This window comes from Citrobacter sp. MGH104 (assembly GCF_001034485.1).
Classification (GTDB): Bacteria; Pseudomonadota; Gammaproteobacteria; order Enterobacterales; family Enterobacteriaceae; genus Citrobacter; species Citrobacter freundii.
Genome location: NZ_KQ089818.1, coordinates 2907615 through 2933082 on the forward strand (window position 1 = coordinate 2907615; position 25468 = coordinate 2933082).

Genomic DNA, 25468 nt, shown 5'->3' on the forward strand with positions numbered 1-25468 from the left:
GATGATCTGGAAACGTCATTTGACGCTGGATGAACTCAATGCCACCAGTCAGAACACGATGGTGGCGCATCTGGGAATGGTCTATACACGACTGGGTGATGATGTGCTGGAAGCCGAAATGCCGGTGGATAGCCGAACGCATCAGCCGTTTGGCCTGCTGCATGGCGGCGCGTCGGCGGCCCTGGCGGAAACGTTGGGTTCGATGGCGGGTTATCTGATGACGCGCGACGGGCAGTGTGTGGTGGGGACGGAACTAAACGCCACGCATCATCGGGCGGTATCGCAGGGGAAAGTACGCGGCGTTTGTCAGCCGTTGCATCTTGGGCGTCAAAATCAAAGCTGGGAAATCGTCATCTTTGATGAGCAGGGACGACGCTGCTGCACCTGCCGTTTAGGCACGGCGGTTATGGGGTGAAAGATAAAACGCGTCTGAGCATACCAGACGCGTTTTTGTGTAGATTACCAGCTATAGTGCAGGTTAACGCTGCCACTGAGATCGCTGAAATCGTTGTTTCCTTTCTGCCCTGTTGCCTGCGCGCTAATGTTCCATTGATTGTTGATAGCGGCCTGGATCCCGAGTTTTATTTCAGCGCGATCGGCGGGAAGATCCAGGTTTACCGCTGAGTTATCAAAGGATACCGCCATATCATCGGTCATATGTAGCCAGTTGACTTCGGCGAATGGCTGAAGAATCGCATTGGTTGTCGGTGACGAACCCTCGACGCGAAGACCGAGGCGAGTGGTCCAGTTTTCGCTATTTTGACCGTCAATACGCGTATTGTGTGCTTGCACGCTGTCCGCTTTGTAGCTCTGCCAGACAACTTGTAATTGCGGTATCAGACTTAACGATTGGTTACTGGCGAAGTCCATCGTATATCGATAGCCGCTTTCCAGAGAGAGCGCGTTGGCGGTTGAGTCGTAATGTGTTGTTCCTGCATCACCGTTTTCAACGCTATTATCGTAGAAACCATATTGATACCAACTGTCGACATACCAGCCACGATGACGCATAGCATCAGCATACCAGGTTGCGTAAACGCCCAAATTGTAGCCGTCGATATCTCCGGTGGCTGAAAACTGACTGCCATCTGCGCCGCGGTTTCCTGTGCTATCTGTACTGCCATTGATATAGCTTCCCATGAGTCCCAGCGTCAGACTTTGCTGACCGTTGTTCCAGGTGGCGATATCCCCGCCAAGTTGGAACCGGACGTAATCGCTGTCCATGTCGACATTTCCATCCGCAGCAGTAGAGTCCGTGTTTCCACCTTTTACACGTAGCCATAAGTCACCTTCATGTGAACGATACTGGCTATCCTCACGGTCGAAAAGCGTTTGCATTTGTAGCTCGCGAGCCAGCCACTGATTCCCCAGATAAGCGCCGATATCGGCACGGTATTGTGGATTTGATGGTTTACCGTCGCTGCCGCCGTCGTCGGGGTCGACAGGGGTTACGTCGCTGCCGCCATCGTCGGGGTCGACAGGGGTTACGTCGCTGCCGCCGTCATCGGGGTCGACAGGGGTTACGTCGCTGCCGCCGTCGTCGGGATCGACGGGGGTTACGTCGCCGCCGCTGTCGTCGGGATCGACGGGGGTTACGTCGCTGCCGCCGTCATCGGGGTCGACGGGGGTTACGTCACTGCCATCGTCGTCAGGATCGACAGGAGTAATATCTCCCCCGTCATCGGGTGCCTCCGCCTGTGAGCGCAAATACCAATTTTCATTATCTTCGTATAAGCGATATTCGTACGGCCCAATCAGGACCCGATTGCCCAGCGAGAAAGCATCATCTGTTGATGTACCGCCAACATTCACAATTTCAATACCCTGGTCGGTGAATGCGCCTTCTCCTCCAGCCTGGTTGATGTACAGCGTGGTTTTACCGTCCACGTCACCCGATACAATCAGTTCATCGGTCGGCGAGCTATCGTCGCCTAAATAAGTATTGAGTGTCAGGTTACCGCCATTGCCGGTGTAGTTGCCGTTAATAGTCAATGTATTGCCCGGCGTCGTCCCGGAGCTTGCGATACTGCCCTTGTTAGTGACATTACCGTTTATGATAAAACTGCTTTGGGCGGCAGTATTATCGCCAAAGCGTAATGTTCCAGCGTTGTCCACGTTGCCGTTAACGGTGCCATTGCCACCTAAGGTTGAACCCTTCCCGATAGTGACATACTGCTGACTGCCTGCGGCGCCAATAACGCCTGTCTCTGTTAGCCATAACGTCCCCTCCTGCACGGCGGTGGTACCGCTATAGGTGTTATTCGACGTCAGAGTGAGTGTGCCTTCTCCTTTTTTGGTCAGGCTCTTACCGTCCCAACCGCTGCGCGTGTCTGATGCGACGTCTTCCAGTTGGCTATTGACAGTAAACTGCTTGCCGCCATCGAGGGTGAATGTGCCGTGAGCAGGGGTGGCGACGGAGCCAGACTGTCCGGCATACCAGTTCAGGCCAACACCCAATTGGTATTGGGTGTTATCTGTGGCGCTGATTTGCCCGAATACTGACAGGTAATCCGGCATTGAGTCAGTATCCGTTGATAAGCTGGCAAAATCTCCGGTGATTGAAGAGTCTGTATCAATCAACGTAATGGCTTCAATGTCTTGTAATTGAGCGTCAGAGGTGAGTGTGCCGATATCCAGCGCGTTGCCGCTATTACTGATATGTAAATCACCGCCTAACGCAATCTCACCCCCGGTAATCAATGGTGCGCTATTGGCGCTGGCGAGGGCTGCTGCGCTAAGATCAACATTCAGGATGCTACTTTCCTGCAACGTCAGGCTATTAGCATGTAATGTGCTGTCGGCTGCCAGTTCTACGGTACCCGCATTGTCCAGCGATGTCAGGGTTGAACTGTCAGTAACTAGCCATTTTCCTTGATCGGCGAGCGTAAGGTTAAGCTCAGAGTCCAGGCCCCGGGTGTTAAAGTCGTGATTGATGGATGTTGCGCCCTCAAAATAAGATCCCGCATCCATTGTCAGATTGATATATCCCCAGCCGCTGTTAACGATGTCGCCGATAATCGTCATTTTTCCCGTACCGTTGATGGTGCCACCGGGCAATATATTGCTGCCGGACGACACTTTAGGTACCCAGATAGCGATTCCATCGTCGTTGGTTTTAATCGTTGTGTCACCACTCAGATTGACGATGCCGCCCTGTTGAACCATAACGCCAGAAGCGTTGCTGGCTCCTGTCATGTCGATGTTCATGTTGCTGGCATTAATAATGCCTGCGCGGGTAAAACTGTTATCGCCTATAGCCGAAAGCCCGTAGGAATTGGCTCCGTTCATAATGATGTCGGTATTGGAGATATTAATAGTTGAGCCACTAAATTGTGCTGATGCGCCATAGCCTCCCGAGGCATAAATTGTGTTTCGATTATCCTGAGAACCGTTGAAATTGATCGTTGATGGGTCAGAAAAAGATGTGTTGGCTACCAGCCCGTACGTTTTGGCGGTGTCGCTTCGTCCGTCGATCGTACTGCCTTCACCAATATTAACGACGGTGGCATACATGCTACTTTGGGCTGTTATCGCTGTTCCTTGCGCTGTTTTTACCGTCAGGTTATCCGCGTCAAGTTCCCCGTATCCTCGGCCAGTGAGGTAAATAGTTGATGCCGTTCCGGTGGCGCTGATGGAACTGCCGGAACCGAGATCTACCAGACCTCCCTCTATACGGATACCTTCGGTTTTGCCGCCGGTCACTTCAATTGTCAGGTTTTCGGCATGTGCTGCGGCAGTGACGTCTTCTTTTTTTGTCGCCGAATAATCTCCGACAAACAGACCATATCCTTCGGAAAAGCCTGCCACTGTTATGGTCGAATCGTGGCCAAAGTCGATGTTGCCTGAGATGTCTGCGCCGCGGCCACTTGTGTGTCCTGTAGAGGTAGTGGATACATCGATCGTCAGGTTATTAGCAGCGATCTGACTTCCCCTTCCTGACGTCAATCCATAGGCCGTTCCACCTGGAGTGGAGAGCGTTATCTTACTGCCTTCACCCAGATTAATATGGTTGTTTGACCCTGTCTGGATTCCATAAATCATCACAGTATTTGCTGAGTCTAACGTTGTGACATCAATAACCAGGCCGTTCGCGTTGAGCGTTGTATCTTTGCCGAAATAGAGACCACTGCCTCTCTCGGTACCACTGTTGATTTCTATGTGGGTGTTGTCTCCCAGATTGAGCGTGGTTTTCTCTGCCCTGGAGGTATCGATACCCGTCGCTTTACCGGCGGAGTTGGAGGTTACATGAATGGAACCGCCATCCATGGTGAATGTATTACCGCCATCATAGAAAAAGACACCGGTGCTATTTCCGCTCAGGGATTCAACGTTGATTTTGCTTCCTTGCCCGAAGTCGAGAGATGAATCCATACCGTGAATATAAACACCATAGGCGGTGTTGTTACTGGCAACGTTAATTAATAGATTGTTGGCATCGATGCGAGTACCTGGATTTACTTTACTAATGTAAACACCATTTGTTGAGCTTGTGGTGGTTGAACCGGTATCGGTTACGTTAATCTGTGTATCGTTTCCTAAATCATTTATTACACCGTTATCGAGTTTAACGCCGATTGAACCGCTATCCCCCGTAACGTTAATTGATGCCTTACCCTCAATTTGCACTCCTTGACCACCAGTCACGGTGCTATCGATACCCGTCTCTCCTGATAATGACGTTATAGTGTCACCATTGTTCAGGATGATGGTTTCTCCGCTCTGTGGCCCTTTATCTGCGGCAAGGGCGGCGCTGGTCATGATGCCGACGGTTGATAAAAGCACCCCGGCAACGGTGGTTCGTACCCGGTTATCTCCACGAGAGCGTTCTGACACGACGATGAACATGTTTCGCGCGATATTCCAGACAATGCGATAGCATTTATTCATTATTTATATCCTTATAAAATTATGCCACTATTAATGAATAACATTCTGCGTAAAATGATTTTGGATGTTTCTATGTATGCTTTTGAAATATATGTCAGAAGGTGGTGGTGATATTTTTATGTGATTTCACTTAATCAATGTTTCTTTGGATTATAGGTAGGGGGTATCGCTAAAGGTAGCTTTTGATGTCTGATTTTTTCATCAGGATTAATAAAAGCACTCCATGTATAAAAAATGAGAATATCCTAAGATTATTAATGGTTTTATAATTAAGGATGTTGCTACTTATGATTTTAAAATAAGGGCACATCGCCAGAGTGATGAAATGCTAAATAATTATAATTTACTGTAAATGTATCTATGTTGATGATGAATTCTGTAATTGGCCTCTTGGGCAAGCAAAACGCTGGCCCAGCCGCATAAGTAACGTAATTGTTTCAGTTATAGTTGTAGCAAAGGTGATCCAGTTAACAATGCAATGTAAATAGTCAGTGATGTCTCAGGTTTATGTGGTTGTCAGGTTGTTAAAATCAGGAAAGATGTTATAGAAACAAAATGTAACATCTTTCTGGATCACGCAAACGGACAACAACTATGAATAAATCAGGGAAATACCTCCTCTGGACATTGCTCTCCGTTATCGGAGCATTTGCCCTGGGATATATTGCGTTAAATCGTGGTGAACAGATCAACGCGTTGTGGATAGTCGTGGCGTCAGTCTGTGTCTACCTTATCGCTTACCGTTTCTATGGCCTGTACATCGCGAAAAATGTACTGGCGCTGGACCCGACGCGTATGACGCCAGCCGTGCGTCATAACGATGGTCTGGATTATGTACCCACCGATAAAAAAGTACTGTTTGGTCACCATTTTGCAGCGATTGCCGGAGCGGGTCCGTTAGTTGGACCGGTGCTGGCGGCGCAAATGGGCTATCTGCCGGGTATGATCTGGCTGCTCGCCGGGGTGGTACTGGCAGGGGCGGTGCAGGACTTCATGGTGCTGTTTGTTTCTACCCGTCGCGATGGTCGTTCCCTTGGCGAACTGGTTAAAGAAGAGATGGGCCCTACGGCGGGTGTTATTGCGCTGGTAGCCTGTTTTATGATCATGGTGATTATCCTCGCGGTACTGGCGATGATTGTCGTGAAAGCGCTGACCCACAGCCCGTGGGGAACTTACACCGTAGCGTTCACTATCCCGCTGGCGATTTTTATGGGGATTTACCTGCGCTATCTGCGCCCGGGCCGCATTGGTGAAGTGTCGGTTATTGGTCTGGTATTCCTGGTGTTTGCCATTATTTCCGGCGGCTGGGTAGCGGAAAGCCCGACCTGGGCACCGTACTTTGACTTTACCGGCGTACAGCTGACCTGGATGCTGGTGGGCTACGGTTTTGTCGCCGCCGTGCTGCCGGTGTGGCTGCTGCTGGCCCCGCGTGATTACCTCTCTACCTTCCTGAAAATCGGCACCATTGTTGGTCTGGCGGTAGGGATTCTGATCATGCGTCCGACGCTGACCATGCCAGCTCTGACCAAGTTTGTTGACGGTACTGGCCCGGTCTGGACCGGTAACCTGTTCCCGTTCCTGTTTATCACCATTGCATGCGGTGCGGTATCTGGCTTCCATGCGCTGATCTCCTCCGGTACCACGCCGAAGATGCTGGCGAATGAAGGGCAGGCTTGCTTTATCGGCTACGGCGGAATGCTGATGGAATCCTTTGTCGCCATTATGGCGCTGGTTTCCGCGTGCATCATCGATCCGGGCGTGTACTTTGCGATGAACAGCCCGATGGCGGTGCTGGCTCCTGCGGGCACGGTTGATGTAGTGGCTTCTGCGGCACAGGTAGTCAGTAGTTGGGGCTTTGCTATTACGCCAGATACTCTGCACCAAATCGCCAATGAAGTGGGTGAGCAATCCATTATCTCCCGCGCAGGTGGTGCGCCGACGCTGGCCGTCGGGATGGCGTACATTCTGCATGGCGCACTGGGTGGCATGATGGATGTGGCGTTCTGGTATCACTTCGCCATTCTGTTTGAAGCTTTGTTTATTTTGACGGCGGTTGATGCCGGTACACGCGCTGCGCGCTTTATGCTGCAGGACTTGCTGGGCGTGGTGTCACCGGGCCTGAAACGAACCGATTCGTTGCCTGCGAACCTGCTGGCGACGGCGCTGTGCGTGCTGGCCTGGGGTTACTTTTTACACCAGGGCGTGGTGGATCCTCTGGGTGGTATTAATACCCTGTGGCCGCTGTTTGGTATCGCCAACCAGATGCTGGCCGGTATGGCGTTGATGCTCTGTGCTGTGGTGCTGTTCAAGATGAAACGCCAGCGCTACGCGTGGGTGGCACTGGTCCCAACCGCCTGGCTGCTGATTTGTACCCTGACCGCTGGCTGGCAGAAAGCGTTTAGCCCGGATGCAAAAATCGGCTTCCTGGCTATCGCCAACAAATTCCAGGCGATGATCGACAGCGGTAACATTCCGGCGCAGTACACCCAGTCGCAGCTGACGCAGCTGGTGTTTAACAACCGCCTGGATGCGGGTCTCACCATCTTCTTCATGGTAGTCGTTGTGGTGCTGGGTCTGTTCTCCATCAAAACTGCGCTGGCAGCATTGAAAGAGGACAAACCAACTTCGAAAGAGACGCCGTACGAGCCGATGCCTGAGAATATCGAAGAGATCGTGGCGCAGGCGAAAGGCGCGCACTAATATTCTCTTAACCAATGAGCCCTCTCCTGAACGGGGAGGGCGTTTGTACGACAGGGAATCACTATGTTTGAAACACTCGCCAAAGCCGGGAAGTATTTAGGTCAAACCGCCCGATTAATGATAGGTGTGCCGGATTACGACAACTATGTTGAACATATGCGCGTCACGCATCCGGACCAAACGCCAATGACCTACGAAGAATTTTTCCGCGAGCGCCAGGATGCGCGATATGGGGGGAAAGGCGGCGCGAAGTGCTGTTGATTTTTTGCCGGATGGCACTGACGCTTATCCGGCCTACAACATCGCATTTGCCGTTATAATTAGTCGTCGTAGGCCTGATAAGGCGAAGCCGCTATCAGGCATCCCATAGCCTAATCATACCGTAAACGATTCTACCTTTTCGAATGCTGCGCGCAGTGTCTCCGGCGTTAACGTTACCGGCAGGGCGTGAATGGACTCCACCGGGCGCAGGGTGTGCGTAATCACTTTGTCGATTTCTGCGCGATTATTGATGTCCACGTCCAGTTGAGCTAATCGGGTGGGCAGGTTGAAGCGCTGATAGGCGGTAATTAACTGCGCCAGCACGGCATCCTGTCCCAACAACGCACTCTGCACCAGGATGCCGTACGCCACTTTAGTGCCATGTAAAAACTTCTCTGTTTGTGGGAGGACGGTCAGGCCATTGTGAACAGAATGCGCCGCCGCCACGCGGGTGTAGCGCTCGCCCAGACCACCAACCATGCCGCCTCCGGCAATAATCGCATCCACTACATCGCAAAACGTGCGGCTTAACGAGCCTTGTTGTTTATCTGTCAGCGCCTGCTCGCTGCTTTCCAGCAGGACGTCGCGGATCGTCTGCGCGGCATCTATACCCAGACGAACAGTTAATGGCAGGTTTTCTGGCTGAGGCGCAAGCACGACGGCCTCGTACCACTTCGCCAGCGTGTCGCCGATCCCCGCCAGTAGATATTCCTCTGGCGCATTGAGAACGATCTCGGGTTCGACCAGAACGAGGAAATTGGCATCAGGGAAAATTTCAAAATGCAGCGCCTGGCCTGCATCGTTATACCAGACGGAGAGCGGCGTCCAGGCGGCGCAGGTCGCCGCAATCGTAGGAATACCGACAAACGGCAGATCCAGACGACGGGCCAACGCTTTAGCGGTGTCGAGCAATGTTCCTCCGCCCACGCCAATCACCACGCTGCGATTATCTCCCGACTCTTTTGCCAGTTGAGCAACATCGGTTTCGCTGCAATGTCCCGTAAACAGCAGGCGCTTAGCCTCGGCGAGATGAAATGTCTCTGGCAGATAAGGGCGGGCCGCATCGATAGCGCGCTCACCATAAACCCACACGGCGCGTGAAAGTTGGTCGGTAGTGAAAAAATCGTTGAGTCTCGACAGGCTGCCGGGATGGGAAAAATAGTTGGCCGGGCCGGTGACGACGCGAATCTCTGTATTACTCATGTTGTGTTGTCCTTTGGCTGTCCTGTCCAGGCAGGTTATTTTTATATAGACGTCTGAACGTCTTGATTGCCAAATACTAGCATCGTGTTATAGTGGCTTCAACCACAACATCACACGCTGGGATAACAATAATGAGTAATAACCCGCTGATTCCGCAAAGCAAACTGCCTAACCTGGGCACTACTATCTTCACGCAAATGAGTGCGCTGGCGCAGCAGCATCAGGCCATTAATCTCTCGCAGGGATTTCCTGATTTTGACGGTCCGCTCTTTTTGCAGGAGCGTCTGGCGTATCACGTCGCGCACGGTGCAAACCAGTATGCACCGATGACGGGCGTGCAGCCGCTGCGCGAAGCCATCGCGGATAAAACGGCAGACCTGTACGGCTACAAACCCGACGCGAATAGTGAAGTGACCATCACGGCGGGGGCCACAGAAGCGCTGTATGCCGCGATCACTGCGCTGGTGCGCCCAGGTGATGAGGTGATTTGTTTTGACCCGAGCTACGACAGCTATGCGCCTGCGGTTGAATTATCCGGCGGGGTGGTTAAACGTATCGCGCTGCAACCACCGTCTTTTCGCGTCGACTGGCAGGCTTTTAGTGCCTTACTCAGCGACCGTACCCGATTGGTTATCCTGAACACGCCACATAATCCTTCTGCCACCGTGTGGCATCAGGCCGATTTTGACGCGCTGTGGCAAGCAATTAAAGAACGCGAGATCTTTGTCATCAGCGACGAAGTTTATGAGCATATCTGTTTCGCCAGGCAAGGGCATGCCAGTGTGCTGGCACATTCAGAGCTGCGGGAACGCGCTGTTGCTGTTTCATCGTTTGGTAAGACCTACCATATGACCGGCTGGAAGATTGGCTACTGCGTTGCGCCAGCAGCCATTAGCGCTGAGTTACGCAAGGTACACCAGTATCTGACGTTTTCTGTCAACACGCCGGCTCAGTTGGCACTGGCGGATATGCTACGAGAAGATCCTGCACACTATCGCGAGCTGCCTGCGTTTTATCAGAAAAAACGCGACGTGTTGGTGAACGCGCTGCGTGACAGCCGACTGGAAATTCTGCCGTGTGAAGGCACGTACTTTCTGCTGGTCGATTACAGCGCCGTTTCCACGCTTAACGACGTGGAATTTTGCCAGTGGCTGACCACTGAAGTGGGCGTTGCGGCGATACCGCTGTCTGTGTTCTGCGCCGATCCTTTCCCGCATAAACTGATTCGTCTCTGTTTTGCCAAGCAAGAATCGACGCTGTTAACAGCAGCTGAACGTCTGGTGTCGCTGTAGCTATTTCACCGTCCAGGCTTTGGAGAATCGACGGTCGGCGAACAACTCTTGCAGACCGTTGATTTGCTTCAGGCGTAACACCTCGTCGTTGTCCATGCCGAGATCCTTGCTAATTCTTTCTTCACTCCATCCCAGTTGCGATAGCTCGCGGACAATCTCGGACATGGCGTGGATTTGATGACGCCCACGGGCGCGGTTGTGGCGAATGGTCGCCGCCATACGCTCTTGGCGTTCTCGTTCTAAACAGGCAACCGGCAGGTATCCTTTAAGCCTGGGCCTCAGTGAGGCTTTGGCTTTACCTAACTCGTGGCGGTGGAAACCGTCGACAATTTCGTATTCCTCTGCCGTTGAGTGAACCACCACAATGGGCTGTGTAAACCCGTCTGCTTCAAGGGACTTCAGCAGCAGCTTTTTCTCCGGTGGCGCAACGTTATTGGGGTTGTAGTCATTGGGTGAAATGTGATCATTTTTAACCCAAAGTACGCAATCTACGGGTTCCTTGCGAAAGGGACTGACGCTGTGTATCGCCCGCCTGAATTCATTGATGGCTTCAATTCGTTCTTCTTCTGACAGGCCAGAAAGAAAGCCGAGGAGTTCGTGAGTTAGTCGGTGTTGCATAAGATTCCCCATTCCTGGCGTTTTGTTTTCATACGTTCGTTATAGCGTTGGTAGTTTTTGGGTTTCGTTGGACTGAATGAAAGTGCCCGACACCAGTAATCATTATTCAACAGGACTTTGCAGATACGTCGCCATGAAGGAATATCTTTCGAACCAATATCGCCTTCCTGAGTTTGCGGGATATTATCCATGCCTTTTTTCTTATACCACTGCAAATAGACGGCGATTTTATTGCGGTAATGCTCTGCGGTAGTCTCCGGCATGCTGTTCAATAGCAGCATGGCATATTCCTGCCAGCTTAAATGCTCTGGTTTAAGTATTTTCCGATGACCGTAAAAATGGTTGTCATGACCGGCATAAATCCCCCCGCTTTTAACACCGCTGACACGGGCGCACATAGCCGCCCAGCGCTCGGGTTCAATGACATGATATAGCCATAATCCCTGACGCTGTTCCGGGCCAAAGGGTTCGCAAATGCGCATATATCGTGTCGGGACCCCGGCCTGGTACATCAGATTATACAGGGGGTTACACGGCAATTTTGACTTCGCAAACCACGTCCAGATGTCGGCTGTTTTCCAGTCATACAGCGGGTAAATATACCAGGTGTGTCCACCAGGTGCTGCAGTCGTCCACGGCTTGTCATCGGCAAAACGCTGCTTTTGCGAGTTGGCAATGGCAACAAAGCGGTTATATGACTCATCGGCGCGGATGCCCACCATCATGGCAGCCGGTCGTTTCTGCGAAAACCAGTCAGCGAACTCACGAACAAATTGTTCAAAGGTCATGCCGGGTTGATAGAAGGAGAAATATTCAGGATCGGTTATGGCATCTGCGGGCGGCTGGCGAACCCATTGCGTACCCGGCTCCCAACACTGCCATTCGGGTTGAAATTGTGACAGTGAATTCTGCGTCGTCAGCGGTAATGCCACCCAATAGAAATTTTCGATGACATCGGAATAACTCTCGCGCAGCGCCTGGATATAATCGATAGTGCAGGAAAACTGCGCCTCCCAGTCGATAAACAAGACGTTTATTTTTTTCTGTAACTGGCGGGCAATGGCGGCGGTTAGATGTAACATCAGCCCCGAATCTTTACCTCCAGAGAAAGAAACGCAAATGCGTGGCAGAGCCTCAAGCGTCCAGGCGATACGATCCTGTGCGGCTTCGAGAACGTTTTGATTCAATGGTATTTTATAAACAGACATATCAAGACCATATCAGAGATTTTTATTGTTTGTATTAATAAGAGATGCACATTATTACGATATGCCAGTTTATATAGTATGCAATATTTAAATATATATTTAATTTATATGTGTTGCCTTGTTACATTCTGAAAATGAATTAAATGTACTGATGAGAAGTTGCAATACGATTTACAGACTTTCTGAGGAGATTTGATTTATATATGCAGCGAATGCTTTGTTGTTAAGCGACGCCCTGTTATACATTAAAAATAGCTGGACGCTGGGTAGATTAAAGTCAACACTAATCTCTTTGAGATTAAGTGCAGTCGCATAGTGATCGTACATTAATTTAGGAATCAGGCCAATAATATCCGTGCTGGAAATAATATTAACGATTGATGTCAGAGAATCGCTACTAAATCCAATCTTACGATTAACAAAAAAAGTATTGGCTTGTGATTGACATTCTTTAATACCTTTCTCTTCGGTGAGTAAGAAGGTGAATTGCTCTTGCATAATTTGTTGCAGGGTGCTTGAGTCATTCATTCTGGGATGGTCTTTTCTACAAATCAAAACACTCTCGATAGTCTTAAAAGGGATGCAAACGACGGAACGGTTATGGACCGGCATCATCGTAACCACCATGTCGGCCTTGCGGTAAGCCAGTATGTTTTCAGCAGTTTCTGCCGACATTAAGATATCGTGATGTTCCACTTCAATATCTGAATCTTGTACCAGAGCATGAATTAATGTCGTCACATTTACGGTGGTTGTAAGTTGTGGGCTGTAAATAATGAATTTATTTTTCAGCTGGGCACCATGCATGATGCTTATTGTTTGCTCCAGGTGATTCAGGTTTTGCTCAAGATGATGATGAAGATTAATACCCGTCACCGTGGGCGTAATACCTTTGCCGGAGCGAATAAATAAAGGGTCGTTAAACTGCGTACGCAGTCGTTGCAATGACTGACTTACAGCTGATGGCGTGATGTACAGCGTTTCTGCAGCCTTGCTGATGCTCAAATGTTGATATATGCATTCAAATATAATCAACAGGTTGAGATCGAACTTTTTGAGGTCATAGAGGTTAGCCATGCGTACCTTCCTGTGATGGTAATGTAGTGAAAAATTCAATTGTGGAATAGTTTAAATGGTAGTTATTCTTGAAATTTATGTTTGTGTGCTTAATGAATAATTAACTTTAGCTAAAATAGCACAAGTTGCGTAATTTTCAGCAGGAAAGTTAATTTAAATGAGTGATTGATATGAGAACGATAACAATCACTCATCTTGTTACTTTTATTTATTTCCCATGATAATGTTTAATTTTTCTTTATCCGGTAAGCCTACTTCCTGTTGTAACGTATCGTCTTTACTCATGTAATAGATAGCCGGCGTTACATTGGCCCCCAAATCATCCATCAACTTTTGGTTGATATTCAGTAACTTCATTTGCTCCGCAGGGACCGAAGCCGGGATTTCCAGCTTCATTTTCCCACCGGATGCCTCATAGTCATGCCAGGTTTTGGCCGGATCTTTGGTTGCCAGAATTGCAGCGGCGGTGGCCGGACTTTCAGGTTTAATTACGCCAACCAATAATGTACGCAACTGAACTTTACCGGATTCTACCCACGGACGCGCCTGCTGCCAGAACTGTTTACAATAGGGACAGAAGGGATCGGCAAACACGTACACAATAACCGGTGCCTCTTTTTTCCCGTCCAGAATCCACGACGCTTTTTCCATTCGCTGCCACATTTCACGTCCGGCAGGGGCATAGATCTCTTTTTCTATGAGCGAATTACTGAGGTTTTCGCCTTTTTCATTATACATGTAGCCGGAGATGGCATGTTTACCGTCAGGCGTGACATAGATAGTGACCCCCATGTCCTGGTATTTTCCCAGATAGCCTTTCATTCCACCCGGAGCATCGAAAGGCTTCAGGATGGTAATGCCCTGTTTCTCAATAGCTTTAACGGGAGCAGGCAGTTCTTCGGCATGCACCACGGCAGGGAGCAGGGTTAAAAGTAAGGTACGTTTAAACATTGATTTTCCTTATAAAATCAGCAGGAAAGGGGGCTTAATTGCAAAACCTATCGCAGCCATAGGTAAGATCGACGGTCCATCGATTGCCCTTTCTTGAGTTGGGTGATGTAATCCCAATCGCTGTTACGACCTTTGTTAAGGTAATGTAGAGCGCAACACATAGCCAGCCCTGCTGGCACTGACGTTACCTGCGGGTAGCTCGGGTAATGAGGCTCCCTGCATAGGGGGCCTTTTTTACTTTTGTCTTTTAGGTTCGATTGAGTAAGTTGTTAGTTAACGCTTATTGATTTGATAAAGGAAACGCATTAGCCCTGCTAAGAGATTTTCGTTAACTTATCTCTCAACGAAAACACGGAGGAAGTACAGATGTCTTTGATTAATACCAAAATTAAACCTTTCAAAAACCAGGCGTTCAAAAACGGTGAGTTCATCGAAGTAACCGAGAAAGATACCGAAGGTCGCTGGAGCGTCTTCTTCTTCTACCCGGCTGACTTTACTTTCGTATGCCCGACCGAACTGGGTGACGTTGCAGACCATTACGAAGAACTGCAGAAACTGGGCGTAGATGTGTATTCCGTATCTACTGATACCCACTTCACCCACAAAGCATGGCACAGCAGCTCTGAGACCATCGCGAAAATCAAATACGCGATGATCGGCGACCCGACTGGCGCCCTGACCCGTAACTTCGACAACATGCGTGAAGATGAAGGTCTGGCTGACCGCGCAACCTTCGTTGTTGACCCGCAGGGTATCATCCAGGCAATCGAAGTTACTGCTGAAGGTATCGGCCGTGATGCATCTGACCTGCTGCGTAAAATTAAAGCTGCACAGTATGTCGCTTCTCACCCAGGTGAAGTTTGCCCGGCGAAATGGAAAGAAGGTGAAGCAACCTTAGCTCCATCTCTGGACCTGGTTGGTAAGATTTAAGTCGCATAATTTGTAGGCCGGATAAACGTAGTGCATCCGGCATTCCACAGGCGCAAATCTGCGCCTGTTTTATTCCAGCACCATGACGCAAGTTGCATTAATGCAGTCCCGCAAAATCGGCTTGCATGATGATGTTTTCAGAGAGGGAAGAATAATGCTCGACACAAATATGAAAACCCAGCTCAGGGCTTATCTTGAGAAACTGACCAAACCTGTTGAGCTGATTGCTACGCTGGATGACAGCGCTAAATCGGCAGAAATCAAGGAACTGCTGACTGAAATTGCTGAACTGTCAGAAAAAGTCACCTTTAAAGAAGACAATACTCTGGCGGTGCGTAAGCCATCGTTCCTGATTACCAATCCCGGTTCTCACCAGGGACCGCGTTTTGCCGGTTCTCCGCTGGGTCATGAGTTTACCTCTCTGGTGCTGGCTCTGCTGTGGACCGGCGGTCACCCGTCAAAAGAGGCACAGGCGTTGCTGGAGCAGATCCGCGATCTCGACGGTGATTTTGAATTTGAAACCTATTATTCGCTCTCCTGCCACAACTGCCCGGACGTAGTGCAGGCGTTGAACCTTATGTCGGTACTGAACCCACGTATCAAACATACGGCGATTGACGGCGGTACATTCCAGAACGAAATCACCGATCGTAACGTGATGGGCGTTCCGGCGGTATTTATGAACGGCAAAGAGTTCGGCCAGGGTCGTATGACGCTGACTGAGATCGTGGCGAAAGTGGATACCGGCGCAGAAAAACGTGCAGCTGAAGAACTGAATAAGCGCGATGCTTATGACGTGTTGATTGTCGGTTCTGGTCCTGCGGGGGCGGCGGCAGCGGTGTACTCTGCACGTAAAGGCATTCGCACCGGTCTGATGGGCGAACGTTTTGGCGGTCAGGTTCTTGATACCGTTGATATTGAAAACTACATCTCAGTACCGAAAACTGAAGGTCAGAAACTGGCAGGTGCGCTGAAAGCACACGTTGATGATTATGATGTCGATGTGATCGACAGCCAGAGCGCAAGCAAACTGATCCCGGCAGCGCAGGAAGGCGGTTTGCATCAGATTGAAACAGCCTCCGGCGCGGTGCTGAAAGCACGTAGCATTATCATCGCCACCGGCGCGAAATGGCGCAACATGAACGTTCCGGGTGAAGATCAGTATCGCACCAAAGGTGTAACCTATTGCCCACACTGTGATGGTCCGCTGTTTAAAGGTAAGCGTGTTGCGGTAATTGGCGGCGGTAACTCCGGCGTTGAAGCGGCTATCGACCTGGCAGGTATTGTTGAACATGTGACGCTGCTGGAGTTTGCTCCTGAAATGAAGGCAGACCAGGTGCTGCAGAATAAGCTTCGCAGCCTGAAAAATGTCGACATCATTCTGAACGCGCAAACGACAGAAGTGAAAGGCGATGGCAGCAAGGTCACTGGCCTGGAGTATCGTGACCGCGTGAGCGGGGATGTTCACAATGTGGAACTGGCCGGTATCTTTGTACAGATTGGTCTGCTGCCGAACACCAACTGGCTGGAAGGCGCCGTTGAACGTAATCGCATGGGTGAAATCATCATCGATGCCAAGTGCGAAACCAGCGTGAAAGGTGTTTTCGCTGCCGGTGACTGCACCACCGTACCGTATAAGCAGATTATCATCGCGACCGGTGAAGGCGCGAAGGCCTCGTTGAGTTCGTTTGATTATCTGATTCGCACGACAGTAGCATAAAAAGAGTAAGACTCACCTGCAATGCCAAAACCGCCAGTCATCCGCTGGCGGTTTTTTTATTTCCATATACTCATATTGTCAATTCTTGAAACAATAAACCGTATAAAACATTCACTTAATTAGCCTGATCATTATTTTCATCAAAGAAAGAGAGGGCGTTATCTTTATTATATTAACCTGCATTATTTTTTCATTTGTTGTGTGAATAAATGGTTGGTTAATTCATGGGTGAAATATATGAAACCCTGACGATCTTTGAATCGACAGGGTTATTGTTACGTGATTTTTTTATTTCTCACGATAGTTGCACGCTGAAAGCGGCTTATTCAGCTTTAGATACAAATGCCTCGGCGCTAACAGAGCAGGAGTGGTTGGAAGCGGAGTACGACTTCAATGCGCTGTTTGTCGGACCGCAGAAGCTAAAGGCCGCTCCGTTTGCCTCAGTTTATCTTGAAGAAGATGCCCTTGTAATGGGTAAATCAACCCTTAGCATTCGGGAATTCATGGCAAATATAGGGTTATCTATAAGTGTCGTGAATAATATTCCGGATGATCATATTTCCTGTGTATTGGAATTGGCGGTTTTATTATCAGCTAATGCCAGAGCATCGTCAGAATACCAGGTGACCCTTACTCGATATGCCTCTGAGTATGTCGCGGTGTGGGTGCCCGAGTATATAGAAAAAATAAATATAAATGCACAAACCGCCACGTTGAAAAACGTTGCTGGAAGATTGTCTTCTTGGCTTGATGAATTAAAAACGAGAGTATCAATATGAGTAATGAACCGGGAGTTCTGAACAGACGTTCATTTTTGAAAGGGTTGATTGCCCTTGGCACGGTCGCAGCCCTGCCAGGGGGATTGCTGACTTCACGTTGTGCATTGGCGCAACCGCCCATTCCATTTAACCCCAAAACCTACAAAATCTATCGTAACGCCTGTCCGCGTAACTGCTATGACACTTGTAGCCTGAAAACCTGGGTGAAGGATGACGTCATCACCTTTGTGGAGGGTGCGCCTGAGTCAACTTTTACGCATGGAACTCCGTGTGTGAAGGGACTGAGCTACCCGCGTCGGGTATACAGCCCGGATCGCATTAAATATCCGATGGTTCAGGATGTTCGCGGCAGCGGGAACTGGCGTCGTATTTCCTGGGACGAAGCAATGCAGCGCATTGCGACCAAGATGCTGGAGATTAAAAAGAAAGACGGTTCAATGCTGGGTCTGGCGATGACCAAATATTCCGGCAAATTTGGGGTATTGAACTATGCGGTTGAAGGGATGATGTCTTCGCTGGGTTACACCACGCGTTTTGCCGGAACACCTTGCTGGCCAGCCGGTATCGATGCCCAGAACTACGATATGGGTGATATGTGGTGTAACGACCCGGAAGATTTTGTGAAAGCAAAATACATCATTATCTGGGGCGCTAACCCGGCCTGGTGCTCTATGCACACCATGAAGTATATCTACCAGGCGCGGGAGAAAGGGGCGAAAGTGGTCGTTATCGATCCGCTGTTAACCCAGACCGCTGCGAAAGCCGATCTCTATTTACGCGTTCGTCCAGGTTCTGATGGTGCGCTGGCGCTGGGTATGGCACGTCATTTGGTGGATAAAGGTCTGGTGGACCAGGATTTCGTCAACAACTATTCCCATGGTTACCCGGAATTCGAAGCCTATCTGCGCAACAGCGTTACCGTAGAGTGGGCGTCTGAGATTTGCGGGCTGTCGGCGGATGTTATTCGCCAGTTGGCGGAAGAATTTACCGCGGTTAACCCTGCTACCGTGTGGATTGGCTACGGCATGCAGCGTCATGTTAACGGCGGCGCTAACGTACGGGCGATCGATGCCTTTGTGGCAATGACCGGCAATATTGGCATTGAAGGCGGCGGCGCTCGCTACGGTCATCTGCATACCTGGGGCTTTAACTACAACGCCATGCTGCAGAAGCCACCGGTAGGCTCCATCGGTATGCCAGGTGCGGCGGGAACTACCAGCGAGTTTGGTTCTGCGGGGGAAGTCGCACAGTATTCCGATCGCTCATTGAATATCAACCAGACCGCCAAGGGAATTCTGGAAGCCAACGAGCCGCCTGTCCGAATGCTTTGGGTTGCCTGTAAGAACCCGTTTGCTCAGGATTTTGATCGCAGCAAGATGGAAAAAGCATTCGAAAAACTGGAAATGGTGGTCTGTGCCGATCAGTTCTTTAACGAGACCGTCCAGCATGCCGATATCGTTTTGCCTGTCACCACGGCCTTTGAAGAGTGGAACGTAGACGCCTCATATTGGCACTACTGGCTCTCAATCAACCAGCCTGCAATTAAGCCAATGTACGAGGCAAAATGCGATCTGGAAATCGCCGTTTTACTTTCCCGCACAATCAACAAGCTGGAGCCGGGTTCTTGCACATTCCCGCAGGAGTTCAATCATAAGCGTTGGCTGGACCAGGAATTCAATGACGGAATGGCCAAAATGTTTGGCATCTCCTCCTGGGATGACTTACTGGATGGCCCGAAAAAAGCCATTTTGCCGAGTTCTGCGGCCTGGTATGACCGCAAATTTAAAACCCCCTCAGGAAAGTTTGAGTTCAGATCTGAGCTGTGTGAGAAAAATGGTCATACGGCGCTGCCGGAATACAAACCGGAGGCGAAAAGCACGCTGCCATTCCACTTGTTTACACCGCATGTGCAGTTCGGTATCCATTCCCAATTTATCAACCTTGACTGGATGCAGGTCTTCTATCCGGAGCCGTTTGTCTATATGCATCCGATTTCCGCAGAAAAAAGAGGCATTGCCGAAAACGACCTGGTGAAAGTGTTTAACACCGTAGGTGAAGTAGAACTGCGTGCGAAGGTGACCGCTAACGTTCCGGAAGATTTCCTGGTGATGTACGAGGCGTGGTTCCCGAAACGGAAATACAACGTTCAAAACGTGGTGGCAGATACCCCAGCCGATATGGGGTTGATGAAAACCGGTGCGCCAGGTGCGGCTATCCACAGTCAGTTTGCGGACATCATTTTGATCAGTAAAGGAGCAGCGGCATGAGACGCGCGTTTTTAGTTAATAGCGATAAATGCATCGGCTGCCGTGGCTGTGCAATGGCGTGTAAGAGTTTTAACCAGTTGGAACCTGAACGTTTCTGGCGCTATGTCTACCCGCTGGATAAAGAAATTTATCCGCATGAAGAGCGGGCGTTCTATTCGCTGGCCTGTAACCACTGCGAAAACCCGGCCTGTCTGGCGGCGTGTCCGGTAGAGGCGTACACCAAGCGTGAAGATGGTGTCGTGGTGCATAACCCGGAGCGCTGTATTGGATGCAAAAACTGTATCCGCAACTGCCCATACGGTGCGCCGCGTTTTAATGAGGAGACGAAGAAAGCGGAAAAATGCAGCATGTGCTACGAGCGCCTTGATGTTGGTATGCAACCGGCTTGCGTGAATGCCTGTCCGGTAGGTGCGCTGACGCTTATCGATCTGGATGCCGATCCTATACCTGACAATGCCGTACAGTATCCGCCGGGATTCCCGCGTATGCCGCAGCTTAATCCTGGCACGCGTTTTATCCTTGCGCGTCAGCCGAAGCAGCCGGAGGGCAAGTAATGGAAAAGTATGAACTTCCGCTGGTTATTTTTACCGTATTGAGCCAGATGTCGGTTGGGATCACGCTCATTCTGACGCTACGCACGCTGCAAGGAAAACTGGAAAGCAAACGCCTGTACTGGCTGGTAAGTGGGCTGGTTCTGGCGGTGGCGTCCGTTGCAGCGATCCTGCACCTTGCGCATCCGGATCGCGCCTACGATGCCCTGATTAACCTGCAGCACGCCTGGCTGAGCCGTGAAATTCTTGGCGCAACCTTATACGGTGCGGCGGTCGGGGTGACGTTTTTGGCAAAAGGGCACAAAGCGCCAGCTGTTCTGGCCTCTGTTCTCGGTATCGCGCTGGTGGCGGTGCAGGGGATGACCTATGCTGCCCCGGCAATGGTGGCGATAGCCAACGGTCTGACAATGCTGTTGTTCTTTATCACGGTGTGGGTGATGGGGTGTGCGGCGATTCCACTGCTTAACCTTGCACCTGCCGTTGCCGCATTGCGCCAGGGGATTGTTGTGTGTATGGCGGTCATGATCGCCGCGCCCATTATCTGGCTAAGCGGCGGCACTATCATGCAGATGACGGCGCATGCCTGGCTGACGTCGCCGCTTTATCTGGCGAGTCTGCTGTGTCTGGCGGTGGCCTTTGTGCTAAGCCGTCAGGGAGAGCGTCGCGCAAAAGCGATTTTTGTCCTGCTGTTTGTTGGCATATTCCTGAGTCGTCTGACGTTCTTTGGTGATACGATCAGCACCATCGTGAATATCGGTCATTTGTATTGATCGTGAGGTAATAAAAACCCCTGTCAGGCGTTAACCTGGCAGGGGTTTTCTTTAGCGAATCAGTGGCTGTTAACGAACAACCAGCACTGGCAAAGTCGCGTGGCGGACAACGCTGGAAGCGTTTGAGCCGAGCAGATGGGTGCTGATTGATGGGTTACGCGACCCAATGACAACGACATCTGCATTCAACTCTTCACCCAACTCGTTGACCACGTCACGGACGCTGCCAAAGCGGACGTGTTGCTTAATACGGGAAGGATCGATGCTGAAGTGACCGACCATCGTTTGCAGACGGGTTTCCGCTTCGTGTTGCAGATGCTCTTCAAAACGGCGAACGTCAGCGGCAAAGCGGTGCAGGCTTAAGCTCGCTGAGCCTGGCAGCACATGCAGCAGATGGATAACCCCTTTATCCTGGGCCAGAAATTCTGCATGGCGAATAGCCTTGTCGCTCAGTTCCATTTCGAATACATCAACAGGCATTATGATTGTGTTGTACATAAACATTCTCCTTGTCATTACATGAACACATAACAGCATAGTATTAAAAATGATTCTGTCAGTCACGACACAGATTTATGTTTTGCGAACAGGAAAGAAAGCGAGGAGCAGGGAGAGCTAACCGGAAAGAGGATGCGGATGCATCCCCTGTAAGATAAAGCGAGTGGCTTTGATAAGACAGAGTTAGCGCAGGTAGTCGCCTGCAGCTTCAGGCTGGTACTCAAGCTCAATAACTTCGAGGTGCGTTGAGGTCCCGCCTGGCAGTTCCCAGTGAATGGTATCACCAACGCGCAGCCCCAAAAGTGCAGCGCCGACAGGTGCCATTACCGAAAGCTGTGTGCTGCTGTCAGTCATAGTGGCCGGATACACCAGGGTACGCACACGGACTTCGCCATCACTCAGATTGCGGAATTTCACGCGGCTGTTCATGGTCACGACATCGTGCGGCATGGTTTCTGGAGAACACATTTGGGCACGATCCAGCTCGGCGTTAAGGGCGTCGGCAATCGGTAAACCAGCAAACGCAGGTTGCTCCAACAGGCGGTCAATGCGTTCCGCATCGAGGTCGTTAATGATGATAGTTGGTCTGGACATTTATTACTCCATGTCGTCGATACTGCGGGTGCGCAGGTAAATAATCCCAAAAGAAAACCCTCACCGTCAGGCGGCAAGGGTTTAGCTTTTATGATGATACTGAGACTTACCCCATGTTTGAAGTGATTTAGTTCACATTCAGGCAAATCATCAATATTGTCGCGTATGGTGTAATGTCAGTCAGTTAAGCATTATGGGGAACATGTGATCCCGGCTCAGGGTTCCGTTCACCTCAGCGGCATCACTTGTCTGAGGCACAGCCCCCGTGAACGGGCAAGGGAGGCTCGCCGCCGCCTCCCTTGCAACCCAGGCTCCCGGCGGGAAAATCGTCGCTACGCGATTCATTCGTCTTATGCCGTCTGCCTGTCGGGTCGGGGCCGAGCCTGCGTCCCTGCAGGCCGTCCCCTCTGCCCGCATCCCTGCGGGCAGACCCGGTCAACCGTCAACGCCTCATCGATTTTCCCGCCGGGAGCCGGGATTGTTAAGGGTACGGCGATAGTACCCTTAACACGTTCACAGGCAGTATGGTTTCAGATAAGTGAAAAACATAAGGTGAACGGAACAATACACCAGAGGCAACAGATTCATTACCTTCGGTTCGTTAACTGACAAGCATTACGCGTATGGTGTGATTTTAGCCGAAAAACGTGATCGTTCTCCAATTTGCATTATGCTTTTTAAGCGCTCGCTGCGGGCGCGTCAAACAACTCAGTGTTCCGTGACAGGAGATCTCATGAGCCAGTACGACAAACTTACCTTGAAAGACGGCAGCTATTTGCATTTTAAAGATTGGGGAAGTGGACAGCCCATTGTCTTCAGTCATGGTTGGCCGCTGACGGCAGATGCGTTTGAGGATCAGATGTTGTTCCTCGGGTCGAATGGATTTCGTGTGATCGCCCATGACAGGCGTGGCCATGGGCGTTCGGCCCAACCCTGGGATGGTCACAATATGGATCAGTATGCTGACGATCTGGCTGAACTTACCGCGCATCTCAATCTTAAAGATGCCGTCCATGTCGGACACTCTACCGGCGGTGGGGAAGTGGCTCGTTATATTGGCCGGCATGGGACGCAGCGGGTGGCAAAAGCGGTGTTAATTGGCGCGGTGACGCCCATCATGATCAAGACTGACTTTAATCCAAATGGCGTGCCGAAAGAGGTATTCGATGGCATCCGTGAGGGGGTTGTGAACGATCGCGCCGCCTTTTTCTATGAATTAACCGCTGCATTCTATGGCTACAACCGTCCTGGCGCAAAAGAGTCGAAAGCCGTCAGGGAAAGTTTTGTTGAACAGGGTTTACAAGGTTCCATCAAAGCGTTGTACGACTGTATCCACGCGTTTTCGGAAACAGATCTGCGTGAGGACCTCAAAAAGATGACCATCCCGACGCTGGTGATCCACGGTGATGACGATCAGATTGTCCCGTTTGAAACCTGCGGAAAGGTCGCGGCGGAAATACTGCCTGATTCGCAGTTGAAGGTATATGTCGGCGGCTCGCATGGCATTTGCACCACCCATAAACAACAGATCAACGGTGACCTGCTCAACTTTATTCAGTCGTAATCGTTGGCAGATTGTTCTACGCTGATCTTCTTTTTCCAGGGGGATGAGCGAAGCATAATTTGTGCTGCGCTGACGTTAACTTCAACAGGGAACGCTATGTATTTCTATCAACCGTCACAGGGACACGGCTTACCGCATGACCCGCTAAATGCCATCATTGGACCGCGCCCGATTGGCTGGATTGCGTCGTGTGACGGCAATGGTCGGCACAATCTGGCACCATACAGTTTCTTTAACTGTTTTAACTATCATCCGCCGATTATCGGTTTCGCTAGCAGCGGCTGGAAAGACAGCGTGCAGAATATTATCGAAACCGGTGAATTTGTCTGGAACCTGACGACTCTTGAGCTGGCCACTGCGATGAACGAAACGTCAGCCAGCTTGCCGCACGGTGAGGACGAGTTTTTTGCCGCCGGGCTTAGTAAAGCAGATAGCCGGATAGTCAACGTGCCGCGCGTGGCGCAAAGCCCGGTCAATTTTGAGTGTCGCTTATCGCAAAGCCTGCAACTGACTACCGCTGATGGCTCACCGGTTGATACCTGGCTGGTATTGGGGGAAGTGGTGGGCATCCACATTGATGAAACACTCCTGGAAGACGGCATCTATCAGACGGCGAAAGCGAAGCCGGTACTGCGTGCAGGTGGGCCAACGGCGTATTATTCGATCAGTGAAACACACCGTTTTGATTTAGTTCGCCCGGATGCACGAGCAAAACGCTGAGCTTACGGACCGACGCCAGCTTGCAGCGTCGGTCGCAAGTTTCAATATCCCACTTTGTCGATAATAAACTGTTTACCGCAGCTACCCGGATGCGGTTGCGGTAAGAATGACTGTGCAGATAACGTCTGGTTGATGTTGTCGGCTTTCAGGGATAACTGGATCTCAGTGAGATACGCCGGATTGCCGTGGCAGCTTAGCTTCACAGCTTTGACGTTCTCTTTGCCCCAGCTTTTGGCAACTGCGGCGTCAAATGCGTTACGGCTGACAGTTTTGCCGTAGTTTTCCGCCAGGAATTTGCCCACCTCGCTGTTCTTAACCTCATTATTCAGCCGTACCATCGTGCCAAAGTACGCGTCGGGATCAAAACCGAAACACGCGCCATGTTTGGCATACTCGTAACGTTCCAGACAGGATCTCCCTCCAGCGCCGGGCATTACGGCGCTGAGTTTTGCTGCGCTTTCCAGCGACAGCCCGGTTTCGGGGGCCGCGCATTTACGGCTGGCACGTGCTTCAGGCAGGTTGGGAATAGGGCGAGTCGCGCAGCCAAAACGCATCCAGCGGCGGTTGTCGACTCCACGGGCGGCAATGGATTTAGGCAGGCTGGGCCATAAACCGTGAACGGTCAGGAAATCCGCTTTGTCTGCGCTCTCTTTTTGTAAACGACATTCGTCAGGCTCCTGACGATTACGCTCGTGTTGGCTCTGACAAAATCCGGTTTGCCAGGAGAGGGCCAGCACGTAGCTGTCAAAATCAGCGTACTGTTTTGCCTGAAGTTCATCGGCCTGAGCTGCAGAAACCGGCAGCAGGAGTGCTGCCAGCAACGAAGAATAACGCCATGTTGATGTCATGATGATTTCGGATACTTATATAAATTCTGA

The 25468-nt window shown here is 50.6% G+C and carries 21 protein-coding genes; 12 read left to right on the forward strand and 9 right to left on the reverse strand.

From position 1 onward, the window contains the following. Position 1 precedes the first annotated feature (1 nt). Positions 2–415: a proofreading thioesterase EntH gene (entH, locus tag SK34_RS13550; protein WP_003022055.1), complete on the forward strand. Its 414-nt coding sequence runs from the start codon at positions 2–4 to the stop codon at positions 413–415. Positions 416–459: 44 nt separating this feature from the next. Here the strand turns inward: entH and SK34_RS25105 are convergent, their stop codons facing one another. Further along, complete coding sequence (locus tag SK34_RS25105) at positions 460–4887, reverse strand: autotransporter outer membrane beta-barrel domain-containing protein (RefSeq protein WP_048233250.1); 4428 nt, start codon at positions 4885–4887, stop codon at positions 460–462. A gap of 594 nt (positions 4888–5481) precedes the next feature. On the opposite strand from SK34_RS25105, the gene cstA reads away from it, so the two are divergent. After that, positions 5482–7587, forward strand: a complete 2106-nt coding sequence (gene cstA, locus SK34_RS13560; protein ID WP_044712737.1) for a pyruvate/proton symporter CstA — start codon at positions 5482–5484, stop codon at positions 7585–7587. Positions 7588–7650: 63 nt separating this feature from the next. Further along, the gene (locus SK34_RS13565; RefSeq protein WP_003022064.1) at positions 7651–7848 is read left to right on the forward strand and encodes a YbdD/YjiX family protein; all 198 of its coding nucleotides are present in this window, start codon (positions 7651–7653) and stop codon (positions 7846–7848) included. 114 nt (positions 7849–7962) lie between these two features. Here SK34_RS13565 and SK34_RS13570 read toward each other — a convergent pair whose 3' ends face one another. Continuing rightward, a complete protein-coding gene (locus tag SK34_RS13570) occupies positions 7963–9051 on the reverse strand; it encodes an oxidoreductase (protein ID WP_003835631.1) in 1089 nt (362 codons plus the stop codon). Positions 9052–9182: 131 nt separating this feature from the next. Between SK34_RS13570 and SK34_RS13575 the strand changes: the two genes are divergently transcribed. Beyond that, positions 9183–10343 (forward strand): pyridoxal phosphate-dependent aminotransferase, encoded by a 1161-nt coding sequence (locus tag SK34_RS13575; protein ID WP_003835629.1) that lies wholly within the window; start codon positions 9183–9185, stop codon positions 10341–10343. Here SK34_RS13575 and SK34_RS13580 read toward each other — a convergent pair whose 3' ends face one another. From SK34_RS13580 to dsbG, 4 genes are all read right to left on the reverse strand, one after another. Next, entirely contained in the window at positions 10344–10961 is a 618-nt protein-coding gene (locus SK34_RS13580; protein WP_003847426.1) for an IbrB-like domain-containing protein, read from the reverse strand. Continuing rightward, a complete protein-coding gene (locus tag SK34_RS13585; RefSeq protein ID WP_003835626.1) occupies positions 10946–12169 on the reverse strand; it encodes a phosphoadenosine phosphosulfate reductase in 1224 nt (407 codons plus the stop codon). Before SK34_RS13585 ends, SK34_RS13580 begins: the two co-directional genes overlap by 16 nt. 171 nt (positions 12170–12340) lie before the next feature. Beyond that, positions 12341–13246: a DNA-binding transcriptional repressor CitR gene (gene citR, locus SK34_RS13590; protein ID WP_003835623.1), complete on the reverse strand. Its 906-nt coding sequence runs from the start codon at positions 13244–13246 to the stop codon at positions 12341–12343. A gap of 204 nt (positions 13247–13450) precedes the next feature. After that, positions 13451–14197, reverse strand: a complete 747-nt coding sequence (gene dsbG / locus SK34_RS13595; RefSeq protein WP_016149767.1) for a thiol:disulfide interchange protein DsbG — start codon at positions 14195–14197, stop codon at positions 13451–13453. Between the two features lie 366 nt (positions 14198–14563). Between dsbG and ahpC the strand changes: the two genes are divergently transcribed. The 6 genes from ahpC to SK34_RS13625 all read left to right on the forward strand — a co-directional run bounded on the left by ahpC (position 14564) and on the right by SK34_RS13625 (position 21214). Continuing rightward, positions 14564–15127 (forward strand): alkyl hydroperoxide reductase subunit C, encoded by a 564-nt coding sequence (gene ahpC / locus SK34_RS13600; RefSeq protein WP_002894394.1) that lies wholly within the window; start codon positions 14564–14566, stop codon positions 15125–15127. A 154-nt stretch (positions 15128–15281) separates the two neighbouring features. Beyond that, entirely contained in the window at positions 15282–16847 is a 1566-nt protein-coding gene (ahpF, locus tag SK34_RS13605; protein ID WP_003835619.1) for an alkyl hydroperoxide reductase subunit F, read from the forward strand. Between the two features lie 224 nt (positions 16848–17071). Then, positions 17072–17626, forward strand: a complete 555-nt coding sequence (locus tag SK34_RS13610; RefSeq protein ID WP_003847419.1) for a TorD/DmsD family molecular chaperone — start codon at positions 17072–17074, stop codon at positions 17624–17626. Next, positions 17623–19893 carry a molybdopterin-dependent oxidoreductase gene (locus SK34_RS13615; protein ID WP_003835615.1) on the forward strand — a complete coding sequence of 757 codons (2271 nt, stop codon included), beginning with the start codon at positions 17623–17625 and terminating at the stop codon, positions 19891–19893. Before SK34_RS13610 ends, SK34_RS13615 begins: the two co-directional genes overlap by 4 nt. Further along, positions 19890–20447, forward strand: coding sequence for a 4Fe-4S dicluster domain-containing protein (locus SK34_RS13620; protein ID WP_003022094.1), 558 nt, complete (start codon positions 19890–19892; stop codon positions 20445–20447). Before SK34_RS13615 ends, SK34_RS13620 begins: the two co-directional genes overlap by 4 nt. Beyond that, positions 20447–21214, forward strand: coding sequence for a dimethyl sulfoxide reductase anchor subunit family protein (locus SK34_RS13625; protein WP_003847417.1), 768 nt, complete (start codon positions 20447–20449; stop codon positions 21212–21214). Before SK34_RS13620 ends, SK34_RS13625 begins: the two co-directional genes overlap by 1 nt. A gap of 69 nt (positions 21215–21283) precedes the next feature. Here the strand turns inward: SK34_RS13625 and uspG are convergent, their stop codons facing one another. Together uspG and rnk are read right to left on the reverse strand one after the other, a co-directional pair. Next, on the reverse strand, positions 21284–21712 hold the full coding sequence (uspG, locus tag SK34_RS13630) for a universal stress protein UspG (RefSeq protein WP_003022101.1): 429 nt from the start codon (positions 21710–21712) through the stop codon (positions 21284–21286). Positions 21713–21895: 183 nt separating this feature from the next. Further along, positions 21896–22306, reverse strand: coding sequence for a nucleoside diphosphate kinase regulator (rnk, locus tag SK34_RS13635; RefSeq protein ID WP_003022104.1), 411 nt, complete (start codon positions 22304–22306; stop codon positions 21896–21898). Positions 22307–23039: 733 nt separating this feature from the next. Between rnk and SK34_RS13645 the strand changes: the two genes are divergently transcribed. Then, positions 23040–23870, forward strand: coding sequence for an alpha/beta fold hydrolase (locus SK34_RS13645; protein WP_046669856.1), 831 nt, complete (start codon positions 23040–23042; stop codon positions 23868–23870). Positions 23871–23966: 96 nt separating this feature from the next. Continuing rightward, complete coding sequence (locus SK34_RS13650; RefSeq protein ID WP_003835608.1) at positions 23967–24590, forward strand: flavin reductase family protein; 624 nt, start codon at positions 23967–23969, stop codon at positions 24588–24590. Between the two features lie 41 nt (positions 24591–24631). Here SK34_RS13650 and rna read toward each other — a convergent pair whose 3' ends face one another. Then, a complete protein-coding gene (rna, locus tag SK34_RS13655; RefSeq protein ID WP_003835606.1) occupies positions 24632–25438 on the reverse strand; it encodes a ribonuclease I in 807 nt (268 codons plus the stop codon). Positions 25439–25468: the final 30 nt, after the last annotated feature.

Bases quoted from the DNA above. Each gene is read 5' to 3' on its own strand.
- SK34_RS25105 (WP_048233250.1), bottom strand. From the start codon at position 4,887: ATGAATAAATGCTATCGCATTGTCTGGAATATCGCGCGAAACATGTTC.
- SK34_RS13570 (WP_003835631.1), bottom strand. From the start codon at position 9,051: ATGAGTAATACAGAGATTCGCGTCGTCACCGGCCCGGCCAACTATTTT.
- citR (WP_003835623.1), bottom strand. From the start codon at position 13,246: ATGGCTAACCTCTATGACCTCAAAAAGTTCGATCTCAACCTGTTGATT.
- SK34_RS13620 (WP_003022094.1), top strand. From the start codon at position 19,890: ATGAGACGCGCGTTTTTAGTTAATAGCGATAAATGCATCGGCTGCCGT.
- SK34_RS13565 (WP_003022064.1), top strand. From the start codon at position 7,651: ATGTTTGAAACACTCGCCAAAGCCGGGAAGTATTTAGGTCAAACCGCC.
- cstA (WP_044712737.1), top strand. From the start codon at position 5,482: ATGAATAAATCAGGGAAATACCTCCTCTGGACATTGCTCTCCGTTATC.
- uspG (WP_003022101.1), bottom strand. From the start codon at position 21,712: ATGTACAACACAATCATAATGCCTGTTGATGTATTCGAAATGGAACTG.
- ahpC (WP_002894394.1), top strand. From the start codon at position 14,564: ATGTCTTTGATTAATACCAAAATTAAACCTTTCAAAAACCAGGCGTTC.
- SK34_RS13580 (WP_003847426.1), bottom strand. From the start codon at position 10,961: ATGCAACACCGACTAACTCACGAACTCCTCGGCTTTCTTTCTGGCCTG.
- SK34_RS13610 (WP_003847419.1), top strand. From the start codon at position 17,072: ATGGGTGAAATATATGAAACCCTGACGATCTTTGAATCGACAGGGTTA.
- SK34_RS13645 (WP_046669856.1), top strand. From the start codon at position 23,040: ATGAGCCAGTACGACAAACTTACCTTGAAAGACGGCAGCTATTTGCAT.
- entH (WP_003022055.1), top strand. From the start codon at position 2: ATGATCTGGAAACGTCATTTGACGCTGGATGAACTCAATGCCACCAGT.
- SK34_RS13585 (WP_003835626.1), bottom strand. From the start codon at position 12,169: ATGTCTGTTTATAAAATACCATTGAATCAAAACGTTCTCGAAGCCGCA.
- SK34_RS13625 (WP_003847417.1), top strand. From the start codon at position 20,447: ATGGAAAAGTATGAACTTCCGCTGGTTATTTTTACCGTATTGAGCCAG.
- rna (WP_003835606.1), bottom strand. From the start codon at position 25,438: ATGACATCAACATGGCGTTATTCTTCGTTGCTGGCAGCACTCCTGCTG.
- SK34_RS13575 (WP_003835629.1), top strand. From the start codon at position 9,183: ATGAGTAATAACCCGCTGATTCCGCAAAGCAAACTGCCTAACCTGGGC.
- ahpF (WP_003835619.1), top strand. From the start codon at position 15,282: ATGCTCGACACAAATATGAAAACCCAGCTCAGGGCTTATCTTGAGAAA.
- rnk (WP_003022104.1), bottom strand. From the start codon at position 22,306: ATGTCCAGACCAACTATCATCATTAACGACCTCGATGCGGAACGCATT.
- dsbG (WP_016149767.1), bottom strand. From the start codon at position 14,197: ATGTTTAAACGTACCTTACTTTTAACCCTGCTCCCTGCCGTGGTGCAT.
- SK34_RS13650 (WP_003835608.1), top strand. From the start codon at position 23,967: ATGTATTTCTATCAACCGTCACAGGGACACGGCTTACCGCATGACCCG.
- SK34_RS13615 (WP_003835615.1), top strand. From the start codon at position 17,623: ATGAGTAATGAACCGGGAGTTCTGAACAGACGTTCATTTTTGAAAGGG.